This is a genomic window from Microtetraspora malaysiensis (genome assembly GCF_001528665.1).
In the GTDB taxonomy this organism is placed as follows: domain Bacteria; phylum Actinomycetota; class Actinomycetes; order Streptosporangiales; family Streptosporangiaceae; genus Microtetraspora_A; species Microtetraspora_A malaysiensis.
Window position 1 is genome coordinate 1 of record NZ_BBYJ01000024.1, and the last position, 18,464, is coordinate 18,464.

Annotated in this window: 19 protein-coding genes and 1 riboswitch; of the genes, 8 read left to right on the plus strand and 11 right to left on the minus strand. The window is 69.4% G+C overall.

Features of this window, described 5'->3' with window-relative positions; translation table 11 throughout:
• Window positions 1–151 precede the first annotated feature (151 nt).
• Both AWQ71_RS28425 and AWQ71_RS28430 read right to left on the minus strand, forming a co-directional pair.
• A complete protein-coding gene (locus AWQ71_RS28425; protein WP_067138507.1) occupies window positions 152–745 on the minus strand; it encodes a TetR/AcrR family transcriptional regulator in 594 nt (197 codons plus the stop codon).
• Entirely contained in the window at window positions 742–1,554 is an 813-nt protein-coding gene (locus AWQ71_RS28430) for a sugar phosphate isomerase/epimerase family protein (protein ID WP_067138509.1), read from the minus strand. The genes AWQ71_RS28425 and AWQ71_RS28430 overlap by 4 nt, the downstream gene beginning before the upstream one ends.
• Before the next feature lie 80 nt (window positions 1,555–1,634).
• Here AWQ71_RS28430 and AWQ71_RS28435 point away from each other — a divergent pair, with 80 nt between their 5' ends.
• The 5 genes from AWQ71_RS28435 (at window position 1,635) to disA (ending at window position 5,721) form a co-directional block, all read left to right on the plus strand.
• Window positions 1,635–2,333, plus strand: coding sequence for a class I SAM-dependent methyltransferase (locus AWQ71_RS28435; protein ID WP_067138511.1), 699 nt, complete (start codon window positions 1,635–1,637; stop codon window positions 2,331–2,333).
• 64 nt (window positions 2,334–2,397) lie between these two features.
• Window positions 2,398–2,778: a MerR family transcriptional regulator gene (locus AWQ71_RS28440; protein ID WP_067138513.1), complete on the plus strand. Its 381-nt coding sequence runs from the start codon at window positions 2,398–2,400 to the stop codon at window positions 2,776–2,778.
• Window positions 2,775–3,089: a thioredoxin gene (gene trxA, locus AWQ71_RS28445; protein ID WP_067138515.1), complete on the plus strand. Its 315-nt coding sequence runs from the start codon at window positions 2,775–2,777 to the stop codon at window positions 3,087–3,089. Before AWQ71_RS28440 ends, trxA begins: the two co-directional genes overlap by 4 nt.
• Before the next feature lie 59 nt (window positions 3,090–3,148).
• Complete coding sequence (gene radA, locus AWQ71_RS28450) at window positions 3,149–4,576, plus strand: DNA repair protein RadA (RefSeq protein ID WP_067138517.1); 1,428 nt, start codon at window positions 3,149–3,151, stop codon at window positions 4,574–4,576.
• A 56-nt stretch (window positions 4,577–4,632) separates the two neighbouring features.
• Window positions 4,633–5,721 (plus strand): DNA integrity scanning diadenylate cyclase DisA, encoded by a 1,089-nt coding sequence (gene disA / locus AWQ71_RS28455; protein WP_067138519.1) that lies wholly within the window; start codon window positions 4,633–4,635, stop codon window positions 5,719–5,721.
• Window positions 5,722–5,764: 43 nt separating this feature from the next.
• On the opposite strand, the gene AWQ71_RS28460 is transcribed toward disA, so the two are convergent.
• The gene (locus AWQ71_RS28460; protein ID WP_067138521.1) at window positions 5,765–6,520 is read right to left on the minus strand and encodes a hypothetical protein; all 756 of its coding nucleotides are present in this window, start codon (window positions 6,518–6,520) and stop codon (window positions 5,765–5,767) included.
• Window positions 6,521–6,602: 82 nt separating this feature from the next.
• Between AWQ71_RS28460 and AWQ71_RS28465 the strand changes: the two genes are divergently transcribed.
• Complete coding sequence (locus AWQ71_RS28465; RefSeq protein WP_067138523.1) at window positions 6,603–7,469, plus strand: iron-sulfur binding domain-containing protein; 867 nt, start codon at window positions 6,603–6,605, stop codon at window positions 7,467–7,469.
• Here AWQ71_RS28465 and AWQ71_RS28470 read toward each other — a convergent pair whose 3' ends face one another.
• The 6 genes from AWQ71_RS28470 to AWQ71_RS28495 form a co-directional block, all read right to left on the minus strand.
• On the minus strand, window positions 7,470–8,405 hold the full coding sequence (locus AWQ71_RS28470) for a sugar phosphate isomerase/epimerase family protein (RefSeq protein ID WP_067138525.1): 936 nt from the start codon (window positions 8,403–8,405) through the stop codon (window positions 7,470–7,472).
• Window positions 8,406–8,730: 325 nt separating this feature from the next.
• A complete protein-coding gene (locus tag AWQ71_RS28475; RefSeq protein WP_067138527.1) occupies window positions 8,731–11,235 on the minus strand; it encodes an ATP-dependent Clp protease ATP-binding subunit in 2,505 nt (834 codons plus the stop codon).
• A gap of 269 nt (window positions 11,236–11,504) precedes the next feature.
• The gene (locus AWQ71_RS28480) at window positions 11,505–11,849 is read right to left on the minus strand and encodes a histone-like nucleoid-structuring protein Lsr2 (RefSeq protein WP_067138528.1); all 345 of its coding nucleotides are present in this window, start codon (window positions 11,847–11,849) and stop codon (window positions 11,505–11,507) included.
• Window positions 11,850–12,364: 515 nt separating this feature from the next.
• Window positions 12,365–12,961, minus strand: a complete 597-nt coding sequence (locus AWQ71_RS40670) for an RDD family protein (protein ID WP_084259395.1) — start codon at window positions 12,959–12,961, stop codon at window positions 12,365–12,367.
• Window positions 12,962–13,138: 177 nt separating this feature from the next.
• A complete protein-coding gene (locus AWQ71_RS28490; protein WP_067138532.1) occupies window positions 13,139–14,527 on the minus strand; it encodes an RDD family protein in 1,389 nt (462 codons plus the stop codon).
• A 110-nt stretch (window positions 14,528–14,637) separates the two neighbouring features.
• On the minus strand, window positions 14,638–15,204 hold the full coding sequence (locus tag AWQ71_RS28495; protein WP_067138534.1) for an amino-acid N-acetyltransferase: 567 nt from the start codon (window positions 15,202–15,204) through the stop codon (window positions 14,638–14,640).
• A gap of 397 nt (window positions 15,205–15,601) precedes the next feature.
• Window positions 15,602–15,749, plus strand: a riboswitch (cyclic di-AMP (ydaO/yuaA leader).
• 75 nt (window positions 15,750–15,824) lie between these two features.
• Here AWQ71_RS28495 and AWQ71_RS28500 point away from each other — a divergent pair.
• Window positions 15,825–16,874, plus strand: a complete 1,050-nt coding sequence (locus AWQ71_RS28500; RefSeq protein ID WP_245658536.1) for a C40 family peptidase — start codon at window positions 15,825–15,827, stop codon at window positions 16,872–16,874.
• A 114-nt stretch (window positions 16,875–16,988) separates the two neighbouring features.
• On the opposite strand, the gene AWQ71_RS28505 is transcribed toward AWQ71_RS28500, so the two are convergent.
• Both AWQ71_RS28505 and AWQ71_RS28510 read right to left on the minus strand, forming a co-directional pair.
• On the minus strand, window positions 16,989–17,237 hold the full coding sequence (locus AWQ71_RS28505; RefSeq protein ID WP_067138536.1) for a helix-turn-helix domain-containing protein: 249 nt from the start codon (window positions 17,235–17,237) through the stop codon (window positions 16,989–16,991).
• 203 nt (window positions 17,238–17,440) lie between these two features.
• Window positions 17,441–17,839, minus strand: coding sequence for a winged helix-turn-helix transcriptional regulator (locus AWQ71_RS28510; protein WP_067138538.1), 399 nt, complete (start codon window positions 17,837–17,839; stop codon window positions 17,441–17,443).
• 103 nt (window positions 17,840–17,942) lie between these two features.
• On the opposite strand from AWQ71_RS28510, the gene AWQ71_RS28515 reads away from it, so the two are divergent.
• On the plus strand, window positions 17,943–18,461 hold the full coding sequence (locus tag AWQ71_RS28515; protein WP_067138540.1) for an alcohol dehydrogenase catalytic domain-containing protein: 519 nt from the start codon (window positions 17,943–17,945) through the stop codon (window positions 18,459–18,461).
• The last annotated feature ends 3 nt before the right edge of the window (window positions 18,462–18,464 follow it).

The following is an 18,464-nucleotide window of genomic DNA, read 5'->3' on the forward strand; positions in this document are numbered from 1 at the left end:
ATACCGAAGTTGGCTGCCAGCGTACAAACGCAGGTCATCCCACGATTACGCCGAGGCCGTACCAAATCCTACCCGCGGGTAACTTCTCGGGCAAAAGACGGTACGCCCGGCCCCGATGGTAGAAGAAAGCTCTGGAGCGGGACGACCCGGGTCACACGGTCAGGTATCGCTGCACCGTAGGGGCGAGGATCTCGACGAGTTCCTCCGTGTCCGCCGAGGCGAGCGGTTCCAGTTCGACGATGTACCGCATCATCAGTACCCCGAACATCTGGGCGAAGGCCACCTCCATCCTGATGGGTGGGATGGACAGCGCCTGCGCGACCCGGCTCAGGATCGCGTCGGTGATGAACTCGCGCAGCATGCCGGCCGCCTGCTCGTTCACCATCGCGGTTCGCATCAGCGCCACGATGGGCTCGCGGGCCTCGGGCGCGGACGTCATCGTCAGCAGGAAACGGACGATCCGCTCGCCGATCTGCTCGCCCGGGCCGGCGATGATCTTCGGGAGCACGTCCGCCGGCACCATGGGGAACTGCATGGCCGCGACGAAGACGCCCTCCTTGGAGGAGAAGTAATGGTGGACGAGCGCCGGGTCCACCCCCGCCTCGGCCGCGATGCCCCGGACCGTCGCCTTGTCGTACCCCTTCTCGGCGAAGATCTTCCGCGCGGCGGCGAGCACCTGGCCGCGCGTGTCGGCGGACCCCGGCCTACGGCCCGGCCGCCGCCGCGGCGCCGCCTGATCCGTCATCGCCGGCCCGGGGCCGCCAGGTGCCGCCGCGCGAAGGCCAACGCCTCGGCCAGATCGTCGATCCGCTCGCTCCGGCCGGCCGCCCTGCGGGTGTTGATCTCCAGCACCACCAGGCCGTCGTACCCGTTGCTCGCGAGGCGGTGCAGCATCTGGGCGCACGGCTGGTTGCCCCGTCCGGGCACCAGATGCTCGTCCTTGTTGGTGGTGCCGACGCCGTCGGCCAGGTGCAGGTGCGCCAGCCGGTCGCCGAGCTTGGCCGCCATCTCCATCGCGTCCGACCCCGACACCGCGGTGTGCGACAGGTCCAGCGTGACGTCCGGGAAGTCGTAGTCGACCGGGCTCCACCCCGGCGCGTACGGGACGACCTCGTTGCCGCGGGCCCGGAGCGGGAACATGTTCTCCACCGCGAAGACCACGTCGGTCTCCTCGCGCATCCGCGCCAGCCCGACCTCGAAGTCCTTGGCGTAGTCCCGCTGCCAGCGGAACGGCGGGTGGACCACCACGGTCCGTGCGCCGAGACGCTCGGCCGCCCGCCGGGCGCGCTGCAGCTTGAGCCACGGGTCGCGCCCCCACACCCGCTGGGTCACGAGCAGGCACGGTGCGTGCACGGCCAGGATCGGCATCTGGTAGTGATCCACCAGCCGCTGGAGAACATCGACGTCCTGGCTGACCGGGTCCTGCCCGACCATGATCTCTACGCCGTCGTATCCCAGGCGCTGCGCCAGCTCGAAGGCGTCCGGCGTCCGCTCGGGGTACACCGACGCCGTTGACAACGCGATCTTCGCGCTGGGGACACGGATGGCACTCACGGATCCAGCCTAAGCTGCGAGTAGAGCGAGTGCCGCGACGCCACAATGATGCAGCCAAGATCACAACCTATCGTTGACGCATGGCGCGCATCCTGACCGGGGCGATTCCCAGTCCGAACATCTGGAACTCCCCGCAAATTTACGAGGTGGAAAACCAGGCGGTGGACCCCGACGGGGCCGCCGACGCGGCCATGCGCGAGATCCGCCCCTGGGACGGCGCCAACGTGCTCGACATCGGCTGCGGCACCGGTTTCCACCTGCCCGTGCTCGCCGCGACCGCCGCCCGCGTGGTCGGGGTGGAGCCGCACGCCGGCCTCGCCTCGCACGCCGCCTCCCGCTGCGCCTCCCTGCCCAACGTCCGGGTCCGTACGGGCACGGCGCAGGAGCTTCCCGTGCCCGATTCCTCGGTGGACGTGGCCGTCGCCCGCTGGGCGTACTTCTTCGGGCCCGGATGCGAGCCGGGGCTGCGCGAGCTGTCCCGGGTCATGCGGCGCGGCGGCACGGCCTTCGTGGTGGACCTGGACGCCACGAGGGGCGCCTTCGGGCGCTGGTTCCGCCGCTCACTGCCCTCGTACTCACCCGAGGGCGTGGAGGCGTTCTGGTCCCGGCAGGGCTGGCAGCGCCGCGAGCTCGACCTGCGGATGGTCTTCGCGTCCAGGGCCGACCTGGAGAGCGTGCTGCGGATCGAGTTCACGCCCGAGGTCGCCGGCGCCGCGGTGAACGAGACCGAGGGCCTGGAGATCGCCTACCCCAACATCCTGCGCTGGCGGCATTTCTGATCCCCTGTACGCCTTGACATTGACGTTGGCGTCAAGGCTTACGGTCGAGGCTCTGGGAGGGCCGATGCGTATAGGGGAGCTGGCTCAGCGCGCGGGGGTGAGCACCCGGGCGTTGCGCTACTACGAGCAGCAGGGGCTGATCGAGGCGCGCCGCTCCGCGAACGGATATCGGGAGTACGACGAGGCCGACGTGCGGCTGGTCGCGGAGATCCGCTCGCTCATGGCGGTGGGGTTCACCCTGGAGGACGCCCGGCCGTTCGTGGAGTGCCTGCGCGCGGGCAAACCCTCGGGGAACGCCTGCCCCGACTCGGTGGCGGTCTACCGGCGCAAGCTGGCCGAGATCGACGCCGAGGTCCGCGCGCTGCTCGCCCGCAGGGCCGAGGTGGCGTCCCAGCTCGCACTGGCCTGTCCCGGCTGCATGTTTTCCAAAGGAGGAGAGCCATGATCACCCTGACCACCGAGACGTTCGACGAACAGGTGCTGCGGAGTGACAAACCCGTCCTGGTGGACTTCTGGACCGAGTGGTGCCCGCCCTGCCGCATGATCGCCCCGATTCTGGAGGAGATCGCCGCCGAGTACGGCGACCGCCTCACGGTGGCCAAGATCAACGCCGACGACCATCCGGAGATCGCCCGCCGGTACGACGTCCTCGGCTTCCCGACGCTCAACCTCTACCGGAACGGCGAGGTGATCCGGCAGATCCGCGGGGCCAAGCCCAAGCGCCTCCTGCTCTCCGACCTCGACGGGTGCTTCTGAGCCGGGCACGCCCTGGACGTACGTCCCTGATTGTCGGCGCGGACCGGTAGCGTGCCCCCGTGGCGACGAAGCAGAGGGTGTCCTACCGGTGCGGCGAGTGCGGGTGGACCACCGCGAAGTGGGTGGGGCGCTGTGGCGAGTGCCAGGCGTGGGGCACGGTCGAGGAGGCCGGCGCCCGCCAGGGCGTCAACGTGGTCAAGCCGGGCGCGGTCAGCGCGCCCGCGGTCCCGATCGGCGAGGTGAAGGCCGAGGTCGCGCACGCCCGCACCACCGGGGTGGGCGAGCTCGACCGGGTGCTCGGCGGCGGCCTGGTGTCCGGCGCGGTCGTCCTGCTCGCCGGCGAGCCCGGCATCGGCAAGTCCACGCTGCTGCTGGAGGCCGCCGCGCGCACCGCGGCCCACGAGACCGTCCTCTACGTCACCGGCGAGGAGTCCGCCGCCCAGGTCCGGATGCGCGCCGACCGCATCGGCGCGATCGAGCCCAAGCTCTACCTCGCCGCCGAGACGGACCTGTCAGCCCTGGTCGCGCATGTGGAGAAGGTCCAGCCGCGGCTGCTCATCGTCGACTCGGTGCAGACCATCGGCTCCGCCGAGGCCACCGGCGTGCCGGGCGGCGTCACCCAGGTGCGCGAGGTCGCGGGCAACCTCGTCCGCCTGGCCAAGGAGCGCGGCATGTCCACGGTCCTCGTCGGCCACGTGACCAAGGACGGCACGATCGCCGGTCCCCGCGTGCTTGAACACCTCGTCGACGTGGTGCTCTCCTTCGAGGGCGACCGCAACTCCCGGCTCCGCATGGTCCGCGCGGTGAAGAACCGGTTCGGCCCGATCGACGAGGTCGGCTGCTTCGACCTGAACGAGCGCGGCATCACCGGCATCACCGACCCCAGCGGGCTGTTCCTGTCCCGCCACGCCGAGCCGGTGCCGGGCACCTGCGTCACGGTCACCATCGAGGGCACCCGCCCGATCCCCGCCGAGGTGCAGGCGCTCGTCGGCCCGACCGAGGCGCCGCAGCCGAGGCGGACCTCGTCCGGTCTGGACTCCTACCGGGTGGCGATGGTGCTCGCGGTGATGGAGCGCCGCCTACAGGCCAAGATCGGCAAATGCGACGTGTTCACCGCCACGGTGGGCGGCATCCGGCTCACCGACCCCGCCGTCGACCTGGCCCTCATGCTGTCCGTGGTGAGCGCGGCCGCCGATCAGGCGCTGCCCGCCGGGCTGGTCGTGCTGGGCGAGGTGGGGCTCGCCGGGGAGCTGCGCCCGGTCCGCGACGTACGGCGCCGCCTGTCGGAGGCGGCCCGGCTCGGCTTCACCCGCGCGCTGGTCCCCAAGGGGTCGCTTGAGGACGAGGCGCCCAAGCTGGAACGGGCCCCGTCGCGCGGCCATCTCGTCGCGGTCCGCGAGCCCGTGCTGCGCACCACGACCTTCGCCCCGGGCTTCGAGGTCACCGAGGCGGAGTACGTCTGGGAGGCTCTCTCACACGTCCGGTGAGGGCTGACTTGCGCCGGTAAACTGGGCGGGGTAATGCGTCCGACCGCGGGGGTCACGTGCCATACAACGACAAGGGATCTGACGAGCGGCGCAGGGCGATTCTCGCCGCCGTCGCCCCTGGCACCGCGCTGCGCGAGGGCCTGGAGCGGGTGCTCCGCGGCCACACCGGCGGGCTCATCGTCCTCGGTTACGACCGCACCGTCGAGGAGATCTGCACCGGCGGTTTCGAACTCGACGTCGAGTTCGCCGCGACCCGGCTGCGCGAGCTCGCCAAGATGGACGGCGCGATCGTGCTGAACAGCGGCGATCTGCGGATCGTCCGCGCGGGCGTGCATCTCGTGCCCGACCCCGCCATCCCGACCGACGAGTCCGGCACCCGCCACCGCACGGCGCAGCGGGTGGCCAGGCAGACGCCCTTCCCCGTGATCGCGATCAGCAAGTCGATGCGGATGATCGCGCTCTACCTGGACGGCACGCGCTACGTCCTGGAGGAGTCCGCGGCGATCCTCTCCAAGGCCAACCAGGCGCTCGCGACTCTGGAGCGCTACAAGATGCGGCTGGACGAGGTCTCCGGCACGCTGTCCGCCCTGGAGATCGAGGATCTGGTCACCGTCCGCGAGGTGGTGACGGTGGTTCAGCGGCTGGAGATGGTCCGCCGCATCGCGGGCGAGATCGAGGGCTACGTCGTCGAGCTCGGCACCGACGGCCGGCTGCTCTCGCTCCAGCTGGACGAGCTGGTCGCCGGCGTGGACGCCGACCGCGAGCTGATCGTGCGCGACTACCTGCCCGACTCCACGCTTGAGCGCTCGGGCGACTTCACCGAGCACCTGCACGCGCTCGACGCGCTGTCCTCCGGCGATCTGCTCGACCCGTCGAAGGTCGCCCACGTGCTCGGCTACCCCGACACGAGCGCCCTGGACGGGCCGGTCAGCCCCCGCGGCTTCCGGCTGCTGGCCAAGGTGCCGCGGTTGCCCGGCACGATCGTGGACCGGCTCGTCGACCACTTCGGCGGGCTGCAGAAGCTCCTGGCCGCCAGCGTCGACGATCTCCAGTCGGTGGGCGGCGTGGGCGAGACCCGGGCCCGCAGCGTCCGCGAGGGGCTGTCCCGCCTCGCGGAGTCCTCGCTGCTCGAACGCTACATCTGAGTCGTCCCGGACATCCGCGCCCGGGTCACGCCGCCGGTCGCGGTCACCGCAGGGAGAAGACCGTCTTCGGGCTGTGCAGGCCGTCCAGGCCGTCCGCGTGCGTCCAGGCGACGTACGTGCCCGGCATGGCCGCCGCGCGCTTGGCCGTGCAGTCCGCCCCCGAGCGGTGCCGGTCCCAGCGGATGGTCCGCACGTACGGAATGCCGCGCTTGAGCATCTGGATGTCGTCGCCGGCGCCGCTGACGCAGTCGGCCGTGGACCACACCCGGTCGTTGCCCGAGATGATGCGCGTCTCCAGCACCCGGGGGCCCACGTCCACGGTGCAGTCCACCTTCGCGGTGCTCACGATGGTCAGCAGGAACGTCGGTTCGGTGCTCCCCGCGTACGTCTGCTGGCCGCCCCGCAGGCTGAGCACGAGTTCCTTGGGGTCGCAGGGATCGCCGGGGCGGCGCGGCGCGGCGGCCTTCGCCTCCTTCGCGTCCTTGGCGCCCTTATCCTCTTTGCCGCCCTTGCCGTCCTTGCCGTCCTTGGCTTCCTTCTCGCCGGACGGCGAGGGGGTGGGCGAGGGGCTTGCCGAGGGCGAGGCGAGCGGCGACGGCAGCGAGACGACCAACGCGTCGGGCGCGGGCGTGGCGCCCTTGGTCGCTCCGGTGGGCGTCTGCCGCCCCGAGGCGCTCGTGCATGCCCAGGCCACGACCGCCACCACGACGAGAACGCCGGTGAGCACCGCCATGCGACGACGCCAGTAGACGTCCGTCCCCTCGACGCTGATGTCACTACGGAACGTGTCCGGATCCATACGGTAAGTATGGTGAGTCGTTGGGCGCGAAGGGGAACGGCTCGCCGACGTTACGGCACGGCGGCCCCGGTAAGGTCGGCAGGTGGCCATCTCCCTGCGCGAGCCCATCCTCGACTGGTACGCCGAGCACAACCGGGATCTGCCGTGGCGCCGGCCGGAGGCGACCCCGTGGGGCATCCTCGTCAGCGAGATCATGCTGCAGCAGACCCCCGTCAACAGGGTGCTGCCGATCTGGACCGAGTGGATGGAGCGCTGGCCCACCCCCGAGGCGCTGGCCGCGCAGCCGCCGGGCGAGGCCGTACGGCACTGGGGCCGCCTGGGATACCCGCGCCGGGCGTTGAACCTGCACGCCTGCGCCCGAGCGATCACGGCCGAGCACGAAGGCCGCGTGCCCGACACCTATGAGGCGCTGCGGGCGCTTCCCGGCATCGGGGACTACACCGCCGCCGCGGTCGCGAGCTTCGCCTACGGGCGCAGCCACGCCGTCCTGGACACGAACGTCCGCCGGGTGCTGGCGCGGACCGTACGCGGCGAGGAATACCCGCCGAAGGCGACCACGTCGGCCGAGCGCAGGCTCGCCGAGTCGCTCATCCCCGCCGTCGGCGCGCCGCGCTGGGCGGTCGCGGTGATGGAGCTCGGCGCGCTCGTCTGCACGGCGCGGGCTCCGCGCTGCGAGGGCTGCCCGGTCGCCGCCCAGTGCGCCTGGCGCCTCGCCGGGCGGCCTGCCCACGACGGCCCGGTGCGGCGCGGCCAGACGTACGCGGGCACCGACCGGCAGTGCCGGGGGCGGCTGCTGGCCGTCCTGCGCGAGACGCACGGCCCGGTGCCCAAAGAGGCGCTGGACATGGTCTGGGCGGACCATGTCCAGCGGGAGCGGGCTCTGGACGGCCTCCTGGACGACGGGCTGGCCGAGGTCCTCGCGGACGGGACGTACCGGCTGCCCGCCTGATCAGGCGGCGAGCTTGAGCCCGAGGGCGGTCAGGTTGCTGCGGGTCCAGTCGAGCTCGTCGGCCAGTCGCGCGACGAGCGCCGCCGGACCCTTCGTCTTCGGCGCGATCCAGTCGTGGACCTCGACCTCGACGTGGGCGCTGCCGCTCACCGCGCCCGACAGGATCGCGTTGAGCGTGCCCTCGATCACCGGCTGGGTGCTCGGGCTCTCCTTGCCGTGGTTGTGCACGTGGCCGAGCTTCACCACCGGCGCGCCGGACTGGGCCAGCCCACGCAGCGCCTCGCCGGCCTTCTCGTCCCCCAGGGACAGGTGGCAGGCGTCCAGGCACACGCCGAGGTGCTCGGAGTCGATGCCGCCGACCCGCCGCAGGGCCTGCTCGGTGGTCTCCAGCACACACCCGGGCCACGGCTCGAACCCGACCCGGATGGTCTTGCCGGTCACGCTGTAGAGGCCGCGCAGCTCCCGGGAGAGCCGCTCAAGCCGGCGGGAGGCGATCGAGTGCAGGTCGGCCGGCCAGTCGCGGCGCCAGCCGATCGGGATCGTCGAGATGCTGCCGAACCGGACGTCGTCCGGCAGCAGGAACGCGAGGATCTTGGCCAGGGCCATCGTGTACCGGTAGCGTTCGGGCTTCGCCCAGTCGGGACCGGGAGTCTCCTGGTGGCGGCCTCCGGTGCCGTTGAGGCTCACAACCTCCAGGCCGCGCTCCTCAAGCGACCGGCGCAGCCGCACCAGCTCTATGCGGTCGGCCGAGAGGTGGTCGGCGACCGCCGGGGCGAGCCACAGGCACACACCGAGCCGGTCCACGCCCAGCTTCCTGCGCACCGGCACCGCGTAGCGGGTGAGGTGCGCGATCAGGTTCTCCAGGTCCTCGGCGGGATGCACTCCCGTGTTGTAGGCCAGATGAACGAGCGTCCCGTCGTCGTGCAACAGGCGCATCAGGTCCCTCCAAGGCTTGTCCGCTTCCCGGCCCCATTGGCCCACATGGCCTGTCCTGGCCACACGGGACGGGAGTCCTCTCCCGGCCGGGAATCCGGCCCGGGCCACCGAGCTTGCCTCGGCGCTCCCGGTTACCGCGTCCGCCCCGCAGCTGATTTCTGGGTACGCCGCGGGAGTGATACCGGGCCCGTCGTGTCTCCGGCGGGCGCTCTACGCAGTGTAGTACTACATCGGGTGGTGGCATAGCCCGGTGCCGGATAAAACAGAAACCCCGCGTGAGCGATGTCTCACGCGGGGTTCCGTCGGCGAGGATGCTCGCCGGTGCTCAGTGCTGGATCGGCTCCGCGATCGAGGCGGCCGAGTCAGGCACCTCGGGGCTCTTGGCCTCGCCCGTGAAGGTGAACTTCGCGGTGTCGCCCTCGCCCTCGATGTCGACCTTGACGACCTGGCCCGGACGCAGGTCGCCGTACAGGATCTTCTCGGAGAGAATGTCCTCCAGCTCGCGCTGGATCGTACGGCGCAGCGGGCGGGCGCCCATCACGGGGTCGTAGCCGCGGTCGGCGAGCAGCTGCTTGGCGGCGGCGCTGAGCTCCAGGCCCATGTCCCGGTCCTTGAGCCGCTCGTCCACCTGGGCCAGCATCAGATCGACGATCTGGATGATCTCCTTCGGCGTGAGCTGGTGGAAGACCACGATGTCGTCGACGCGGTTCAGGAACTCGGGCCGGAAGTGCTGCTTGAGCTCCTCCTGGACCTTGGCCTTCATCCGGTCGTAGTTGCTCTCCACGTCGTTGGACTTCGCGAAGCCAACCCCGATGCCCTTGGAGATGTCCCGGGTGCCGAGGTTGGTCGTCATGATGATGACGGTGTTCTTGAAGTCCACCACGCGGCCCTGGGCGTCGGTCAGGCGACCGTCCTCCAGGATCTGCAGCAGCGAGTTGAAGATGTCCGGGTGGGCCTTCTCGATCTCGTCGAACAGGACCACCGAGAACGGCTTGCGCCGCACCTTCTCGGTGAGCTGGCCACCCTCCTCGTACCCGACGTAGCCGGGCGGGGAGCCGAACAGCCGCGAGACGGTGTGCTTCTCCATGAACTCGGACATGTCGAGCATGATCAGCGCGTCCTCGTCCCCGAACAGGAACTCGGCCAGCGCCTTGGACAGCTCCGTCTTACCGACACCGGACGGGCCGGCGAAGATGAACGAGCCACCCGGACGGCGCGGGTCCTTCAGACCGGCGCGGGTCCGGCGGATCGACCGGGACAGACCCTTGATCGCGTCGTCCTGACCGATGATCCGCTTGTGGAGCTCGTCCTCCATGCGGAGCAGTCGCTGCGACTCCTCCTCGGTCAGCTTGAAGACCGGGATGCCGGTGGCGGTCGCGAGAACCTCGGCGATGAGCTCCTCGGTGACCTCGGCCACGACGTCCATGTCGCCGGCCTTCCACTCCTTCTCCCGGCGCTCGCGCTTGAGCTGGAGCTGCTTCTCCTGGTCGCGCAGCGCGGCGGCCTTCTCGAAGTCCTGCGCGTCGATCGCGGACTCCTTCTCGCGCCGCACGTTGGCGATCTTCTCGTCGTACTCGCGCAGGTCCGGCGGAGCGGTCATCCGGCGGATGCGCATCCGCGAGCCGGCCTCGTCGATCAGGTCGATCGCCTTGTCGGGCAGGAACCGGTCGCTGATGTACCGGTCGGCCAGCGTGGCCGCGGCCACGAGCGCGCCGTCGGTGATGGACACCCGGTGGTGCGCCTCGTAACGGTCCCGCAGACCCTTCAGGATCTCGATGGTGTGGCTGAGGCTGGGCTCGGCCACCTGGATCGGCTGGAAGCGCCGCTCCAGAGCCGCGTCCTTCTCCAGGTGCTTGCGGTACTCGTCGAGCGTGGTGGCGCCGATGGTCTGCAGCTCGCCGCGGGCCAGCATCGGCTTGAGGATGCTGGCGGCATCGATCGCGCCCTCGGCGGCGCCCGCGCCGACCAGAGTGTGCAGCTCGTCGATGAACAGGATGATGTCGCCGCGGGTGCGGATCTCCTTCAGCACCTTCTTCAGGCGCTCCTCGAAGTCACCGCGGTAACGCGAACCCGCGACCAGCGCGCCCAGGTCCAGCGTGTAGAGCTGCTTGTCCTTGAGCGTCTCGGGAACCTCGCCCTTGACGATCTTCTGGGACAGCCCCTCGACGACGGCGGTCTTGCCGACGCCGGGCTCGCCCACAAGAACGGGGTTGTTCTTGGTCCTCCGGGAGAGGACCTGCATGACCCGCTCGATCTCCTTCTCCCGGCCGATGACCGGGTCGAGCTTGCCCTCACGGGCGGCCTGGGTCAGGTTGCGGCCAAACTGGTCCAGCACAAGGGAGGTCGACGGTGCCGCCTCCTGCGGGCCCCCGGCCGCCGCGGGCTCCTTGCCCTGGTAGCCGTGGAGCAACTGGATGACCTGCTGCCGCACTCGGTTGAGGTCGGCCCCCAGCTTCACCAGCACCTGGGCCGCCACGCCCTCACCCTCACGGATGAGGCCGAGCAGGATGTGCTCGGTGCCGATGTAGTTGTGGCCGAGTTGCAGGGCCTCGCGGAGCGACAGCTCAAGGACCTTCTTGGCGCGCGGGGTGAAGGGAATGTGCCCCGAAGGCGCCGACTGCCCCTGGCCGATGATCTCCTCGACCTGCTGGCGCACACCCTCAAGACTGATGCCCAGGCTCTCCAGAGCCTTGGCGGCAACGCCTTCACCCTCATGGATCAAGCCAAGAAGAATGTGCTCGGTACCGATGTAGTTGTGGTTGAGCATCCGGGCCTCTTCCTGGGCCAGGACGACAACCCGCCGCGCACGGTCGGTGAACCTCTCGAACATCTCGTCGCTCCTCACAGAGCGGTCAGGCGGACCCGGCATATCCGGCCCCGTCCTTCCGCATGGTAGCCCCGACCCGGCAACCGCTCCTATCAGAGGGGACGTTCCCCGAGAGCAGGGCGTTCACCCTTCATCCAACTACCTGTCGGGGGCGAGGTGTTCCCGATACGCCGCAAGCGAACGAGGTTTAGGGAAGTACAAACAGAATCGTGCGGTCAAACCGAACGTCGTAACATCCGACGATCGGTTTGACCGCACGATCAATAGCCCCCTCAGTGGGCGGAGTCGTACGCCTCGACGATCGAGGCGGCAATGCGACCACGCTCGCTGACCGGGTGGCCGTGGGCCTTCGCCCAAGCGCGGATCTCCGCGCTCTTCTCTCGGCTCATCGCACGCTGGGCACCACCCGCGACGCCACGACGGCGGCCACGGACAGGAGTCGGCTCGGCGTGCCGCGCTCCCTTGACGAAAGGCGACAGCGCCTCGCGCAGCTTCTTTGCGTTCCCATCGCTGAGATCAATCTCATAAGCCTTGCCATCAAGCGCGAAGGTGACCGTCTCATTGGCCTCGCCGCCATCGAGATCGTCGATGAGAATCACCTGCGTATGCTTGGCCATACGGCAATCCTTTCGCAGAGCATTGTTTGATTCGTCAGCCAAACATATACCCGCTTCGGGCGGCTGACAATTCAACTTTCAGCCTGCCCTCAGGAACTCGTGTTGTCCTTGTCACGTCGTTCCGATCCGGTACGGAGTCCGGCCGCCTCGGAACGCACCAACTTAACCACGCCGTAGACGACCGCTCCGCCGACAACTACGACGGGTATCAAGGCGGACAATACCTCTGTCATTCGTCCTCGCTCGGGCCGGGGGTGTCTTTCTCGGCACCCGGGATTTTCGGGACCTTGAGGCCGGACACCGCTCGCGGCCCTCGCGAGGTCCCAGACCTGACGATAGCCCCACGTGGCGCCAGGTGCGCCCCAGGGGGGCGGCAGTCCTGACGGAGCGAATCCATGTCTCTCCAGCCGCCTTACCGGATGCATAGAAATCGTACCCATGAATGACAAGTGGGGCGGTCCACCACTGGCCCGCCCCACCGTTTTGACCGGACGCCGGTCAAGTTGTTCCGGAGATCAACCGGCCGCCTTCACCACCACGGTTCCGGCGACCTTGTCGTGAAGCCCCTGGCTCAGGGGCTTGTCGACGAGGATGAACACGCCGGTCGCCAAGGCGAAAAGGCCGGCCAGGAGTCCGACGACCGGAATGCCGTAGAGCACGAGGACGCCCGGATAGGCCACCGAGCGCCTCATCACGACCGAGGAATCCAGCGGCGCGCCCCCGAGGGCGACCACCCGGATCTTCATGATCTTCTTTCCGACGGTCTGGCCGTCCTTCGAGTGCAGCACGTAATCGTAGGCCGTGTACGCACCATAGGCGATCAGGCCGGAGATGAAGGTGCTGAGAAAGGAGCCGCCGCCCCCGATCACCAGGACGGCGGTGAGAATCAGGTACACGACGCCGAAGACGATCGTGTCGATGATTCGCGCGACCAGCCGTTCCCACCATTCGGCGAGCGGGGCCGGAACGCCCGGCGGAAGGGGGGCGCCCTGTCCCGCTCCATATGCGCCCTGCGGACCCCCATAAGAACCGGGCGGAGGATAGGAGCCGGGCGGCGGAGGTGGCGGAGCCGAACCGTAGGGGTTCTGGCCGGGGGGCGGTTCCGCGGTCATTGGGTCACCTCTCAGTGTGCGGACTTGCGTGCCCCAAGCATCGCACCGACGATCCCGACTGTTACCGCTTTTCTGCCGCCTTTTCGACACACTTCCGATCCCCGCCCCGATCCTAAGAAAACGGGACCGATGGCCCGTTCCATCGGTCCCGTTTTCCCGGAGTTTCCCGGGATCGGGCTACTTGATCTTTACGACTACCGTGCCGGCCGCCTTGTCGTGCAGCGCCTGCTGCAACGGCCGGTCCCAGAGCTGCCAGAGGACATTGATCAGCGAGAAGATGTTCAGGATCCAGCCGACGATCGGGATCCACCTGAGGAACTGCGGTCCGTAAAGGACGCCGGCGCGCTTGAGGGCCACGTCCGTCGGAAGGCCGCCGGGCGGGAGGGAGCCGCCGACGGGGACGACCTTGATGCCCATGGCGATCTTGCCGACGGTCTGCCCGCGCTGCTTGAGCAGCAGGAACTCATATCCGCTCATCACCACGGCGGAGAGGAGCACGGTGAGCAGGCCCGCCAGGAAGACGCCGCCTCCGGCGCTGAAGGCGCCCGTCCGCTCGTCGAAGCTGGGCGCGGTGACGATGATCATCGTGATCACCACCGAGATGATGCCGTACGGGATACCGATGATCACGCCGTCGATGAGGCGGGCCACGAGGCGCTGCCACCACTCGGCGAGCGGGGCGGGGGCGCCGGTCGGGACCGCGCCGGCCGGCGCGCCGTACGGCTGGCCGTAACCGGGCTGGCCGTACCCCTGCTGGGGATAGGCCTGGCCGTAGCCCTGCTGGGGCTGCTGGCCGTAGCCCTGCTGACCGTAGTCGGGCTGCTGGGCATAACCCTGCTGCTGGCCGTACCCCTGCTGGCCGTAGTCGGGCTGACCGTAGCCCTGCTGGGGCTGCTGGCCGCCGTAACCCTGCTGGGGCTGCTGACCGTATGCCTGCTGCTCCTGGCCATAGCCCTGCTGGGGCTGCTGACCGTACGTCTGCTGCTCCTGGCCATAGCCCTGCTGAGGCTGCTGCTGCGGGTAGCCGGGCTGCTGCCCGTACCCCTGGGGCTGCCCGAAGGCGCCGGTACCGGCCTGCTGGCCCTGCCCCTGCTGGCCGTACCCCTGCTGGCCGTAGTCGGACTGACCGTAGCCCTGCTGGGGCTGCTGGCCGCCGTAACCCTGCTGGGGCTGCTGGCCGTAGCCCTGCTGCGGCTGCTGACCGTACGCCTGCTGCTCCTGGCCATAGCCCTGCTGAGGCTGCTGACCGTAGGGCGCGGGCTGGCCGAAGGCGCCCGTGCCGTAGGGCTGCTGCTGGCCGTAGCCCTGCTGGGGCTGCTGGGGCTGCTGGCCGTAGCCCTGCTGGGGCTGGCCGTATACCTGCTGGTCGTGCTGCTGGCCGTACCCGTATGCCTGCTGCGGACCGGTCGGCTGGGCGGGGTTCTGGGACGTGTTGCGATAGGTGACGACCGTCATGTCAGGGTCGTGCTGCTGGCTGGGGTTGCCCGTACCCTGCTCACGGTCCGAAGGCGGCGGTGGGGTGCCGTCCGGCGCGTCGTGGGGGTACGGCGGCTGTCCGGAGCTCACCGTTTCACCTCGTTTCGGGTTCGCATGCACAATCGTCATGCGCATGCCGATATGGCCAAAGTAGCGACAGGAATGTCAACAGTCACCTTTCCCGTCAGTCACCACAATGGTCAGGATCGTGGGTGGAGATGCAGCAACATGCGCGTATTACCCAACGTGTTGGGTTTGACGTGTTCGAGATCGAGGAACTCGGCCACCCCCTCGTCGTAGGAAGCGAGAAGCTCGGCGTACACCTCCGGGGACACCGGAGTCCCGTGAATGGGCGCGAACCCATGCCTTCCGAAGAAGGCCACCTCGAAGGTCAGGCAGAAGACCCGGCGCACGCCCAGCTCGCGGGCCGCGTCGATGAGCGCGGCGACGATCCGGTGGCCCACGCCCATGCCGCGTACGCCGGGATCGACCGCCACCGTGCGAATCTCGGCCAGATCCTCCCAGAGCACGTGCAGCGCCCCGCAGCCGACCACCACGCCGTCGAGCTCGGCCACCCAGAACTCCTGGACGTCCTCGTAGAGGGTGACCGTGGTCTTCTTCAGCAGCCGCGGCCCGACGCCGGAGTACTCGTCGACGAGACAGCGGATGGCACGGACGTCGAGGGTCCTGGCCCGGCGCACCCGCACATCCCGGGGCGCGCGTTGGCCGCTCTCGGCGTCCGCGGACCGGCCCGCAACCTGCTCCATGAACGGCCAGCCTAGTCGGCGAGCGGGCGACGTGAGCGCGCGAAGAGGGCCCGCATGCGGGGAGGTGGAGTATCGGTCATGCCCAAACCTCGGAGGCTTCCGGATCACCTCACGGCCTGTATCCGTTCGCGCACGTTCCGCTCTCCATCAATCCGCGTTCCGGAAATTTCCCCTTTAGGAAAGGCGGAGAGCGCGGTGACCTGCCGCGAAGACGGCGCCGACCTGGTCAACGCCGAGTAACGGCCGTTTGGTCCCTCTACCACATGTAACCCGACCGTGATCGTTCGGTTGTGGAACCTAGACGGAATCCGGAGTTCTGGTTGAGCAGGAACCCCGGGTGCACTAGTGTCCACCGACGATGCCGGTAATCGTGAAAGGCGCGACGACCGGACCGCCGAATCCCCTGGCGCCCATGCCGAGGGGAGCCGGGGAACCAACTGCGAAGATCCGGGGTCGCCCCCGGGTCGTCACGGGGTGAATCCGAAAGGTAGGGCTACTCCGGCCCGAACCCGACAGCTAACCCGGTAGGCGGCCAGAGTGCCGGGCAGACGCAGCCGTCTCCTCCGGGAGCCACGCGGCGCGGAATCCCCCTGCCGGGCACGCGTAGGAGAGGAGCTTTGGTGCGCATCTCTGGAGGACGATCGGCGGGCAGACACGCCCGCGAGCGACGGCGCCGCCTCCGGTCTTCCGCCGGCGGCCCGATCCGCAGGGCCGCGTTCCTCGGCGTCACCCTCATCGCGATGACCTTCGCCGTCCCCGCGGTGTCCGCGACGGCCGACCCCAAGCCCAGCCTCAAGGAACTGACCGCCGAGGTCGAGCGGCTCTACGACGAGATCGAGACCCTCACCGAGCAGTACAACGGCGCCCGGGTCAAGCTCAAGGAGGCCGAGCGGTCCGCCGAGCTCGCGAAGAAGACCCTGGCCAAGAGCGAGGTCGAGCTGGAGACCCGGCGCAGGACGGCCAGCCTGCTCGCCCAGAACACCTACATGACCGGCGGCCTCGGCTCCGCGTTGGCGCTGTTCGGCTCGGACAACCCGGAGTCCTACCTCGACCGGGCGTCCACGACGTACGCGCTCCAGATGCAGCAGGGCGAGGAGGTCGCCCAGGTCGCCAAGGCGATGGAGGCGGCCGCGCGGGCCAGGACCAGCGCCAAGGCGCGGCAGAAGGAAGTGAAGGACCTGCTCTCCGGCATCGCCGGGCAGACCGACAAGATCCGCAAGCTGGTCAAGAAGTCCGAGAGCAACCTCTACAGCAAGGTCGCGGGGAGCGTCGGCAGGGGCAGCTCCGCCAGGCGGCTGGACTTCCCCATCATCGGCAACGGCAAGGCCGCCGAGGCGGCGCGCTGGGCCCTCACCCAGCAGCTCAAGCCGTACGTGTGGGGCGCCGACGGCCCGAGCTCCTTCGACTGCTCCGGGCTGGTCCTGGCGGCCTACCAGAGGGTCGGCATCAGCCTCCCCCACTACACCGGCTCGCAATGGTCGTCCGGCACGCACGTCTCCGTGAAGGACATGCGCCCCGGTGACCTGGTCTTCTTCTACCAGGACCTGCACCACGTGGGCATCTACATCGGCGGCGGCTACATGGTCCACGCGCCACGCACGGGCGACGTGGTCCGCATCGCCCCCCTGGCCAACCGGCCCATCGTCGGCGTCGTACGGATCGCGGACTAGAGCGGCCCAGAGCGGACCAGAGCAGCGGGCCGGAACCGGCCGCAGCGCGCACTCACGTGGCAGCCCCTGATCGAGCAGAGGATCAGGGGCTGACGCGTTTCCGGGGTCCGGTGGTCAGATCAGGCGGCGCCTTGCCGCCCACGCGACCGCCTCGATGGCGGTCGCGACGCCGAGCCGATCGCAGATGCCCCGCAGCCGCCGCCGCACGGTGCGCCCGCTCACGTCGAGGCGGCGGCCCACCTTGTCCACGGTGCCGCCCTTGGCCAGCTCGGCCAGCAGCCTGAGGTCGTCGTCGCTGAGACCGGCGCGTTCGCTTTCCGGCCCGGGGCTCTCGCCACGGGAAACCACATCGGAAAGCGGCATCGTCAGCCCTCCCCCACAAGGATCGAATATCGGCTCGCCTTCGGAAGGTAAACACTTTGTTCAAAAATCGTCAAGTTCGGACCCTCATTGGTCATTGACAGTCCGTACGGCATAGCAGACGGTCGCCGCGGTTTACCCACCGCCTTTATCCCAGCATTTCCCGGCACGCGGGTAAACGCCATACGCGGCGGGACCGAAAGGACTCAGAGATCGGCGTCATAGGCGGCGCGGGCCGCCTCGACCTCCTCCATGTGGATCTCAGCCCACTCTTTGACGGCGTACATCAACGGCATGAGGGTCCAGCCGAGCGGGGTCAGCCCGTAGTCCACCCGGACGGGCACGGTCGGGGTGACCCTCCGGGAGACCAGGCCGTCACGCTCCAACGTGCGCAGTGTCTGCGTGAGCATCTTCTGGCTCACCCCCGCTATGGTCCTCGCGAGATCGCTGTATCGCTGGGGCCCGTCGGCGAGGGCGCTGAGCACGAGGCTGACCCACTTGTCGCTGAGGCGGTCGAGAAGCTGGCGCGAGGGGCAGGACGCGACGTACGCGTCGTACTCGCGCTTGGCCTCCTGGCGCCGCTGAGCCTCCGAGAATGTCGCCATTTGCGCTCCTTGAGGTGGGTTACACACTTCCAGGTGCCTTCTTACCGAAAGAGAGTAACTCTTCATAGGTTGTGCAACACACTCTCTGGATCAAGGAGGAGACATGCGCGCTCTCACCGCACACTCAGGCACCCTCGAGATCGTCGAGGCGCCCACCCCGGAGCCCGGCCGGGGCCAGGTCCGGATCAGGATGGAGGCCGCGACCGTCAATCCGGTCGACCTGGCGACCCGCGACGGCCCTCTCGCGGCCTTCTACGGCTCGCGCGAGCGGGTCGGTCTCGGTTGGGACGTGGCCGGCACGATCGACGAGATCGGGCCCGGCGTCACGAACTTCGAGCTCGGCGAGATGGTGATCGGCGTCTCGGAACTCGAGGCGGTGCGCGGCGGGGGCGCGTTCGCGGCCGTCGTGGGCGGCACGGCCCCCACGCCGCTGCGCGGCACACATGTCGCCAACGTGTGGATCAGGGCCGACGGCGCCGGGCTTGCCGAGTTGGCGGCTCTCGCGGAGGCGGGCCGCCTGAACCTGCGGGTCGCCGGCACCCATCCCCTCGGCGAGGCGGCGACGGCCTACGGGCGCGTGGCCGACGGCGGCGTGCGCGGCCGCGTCGTGCTGGTCCCCTGACCT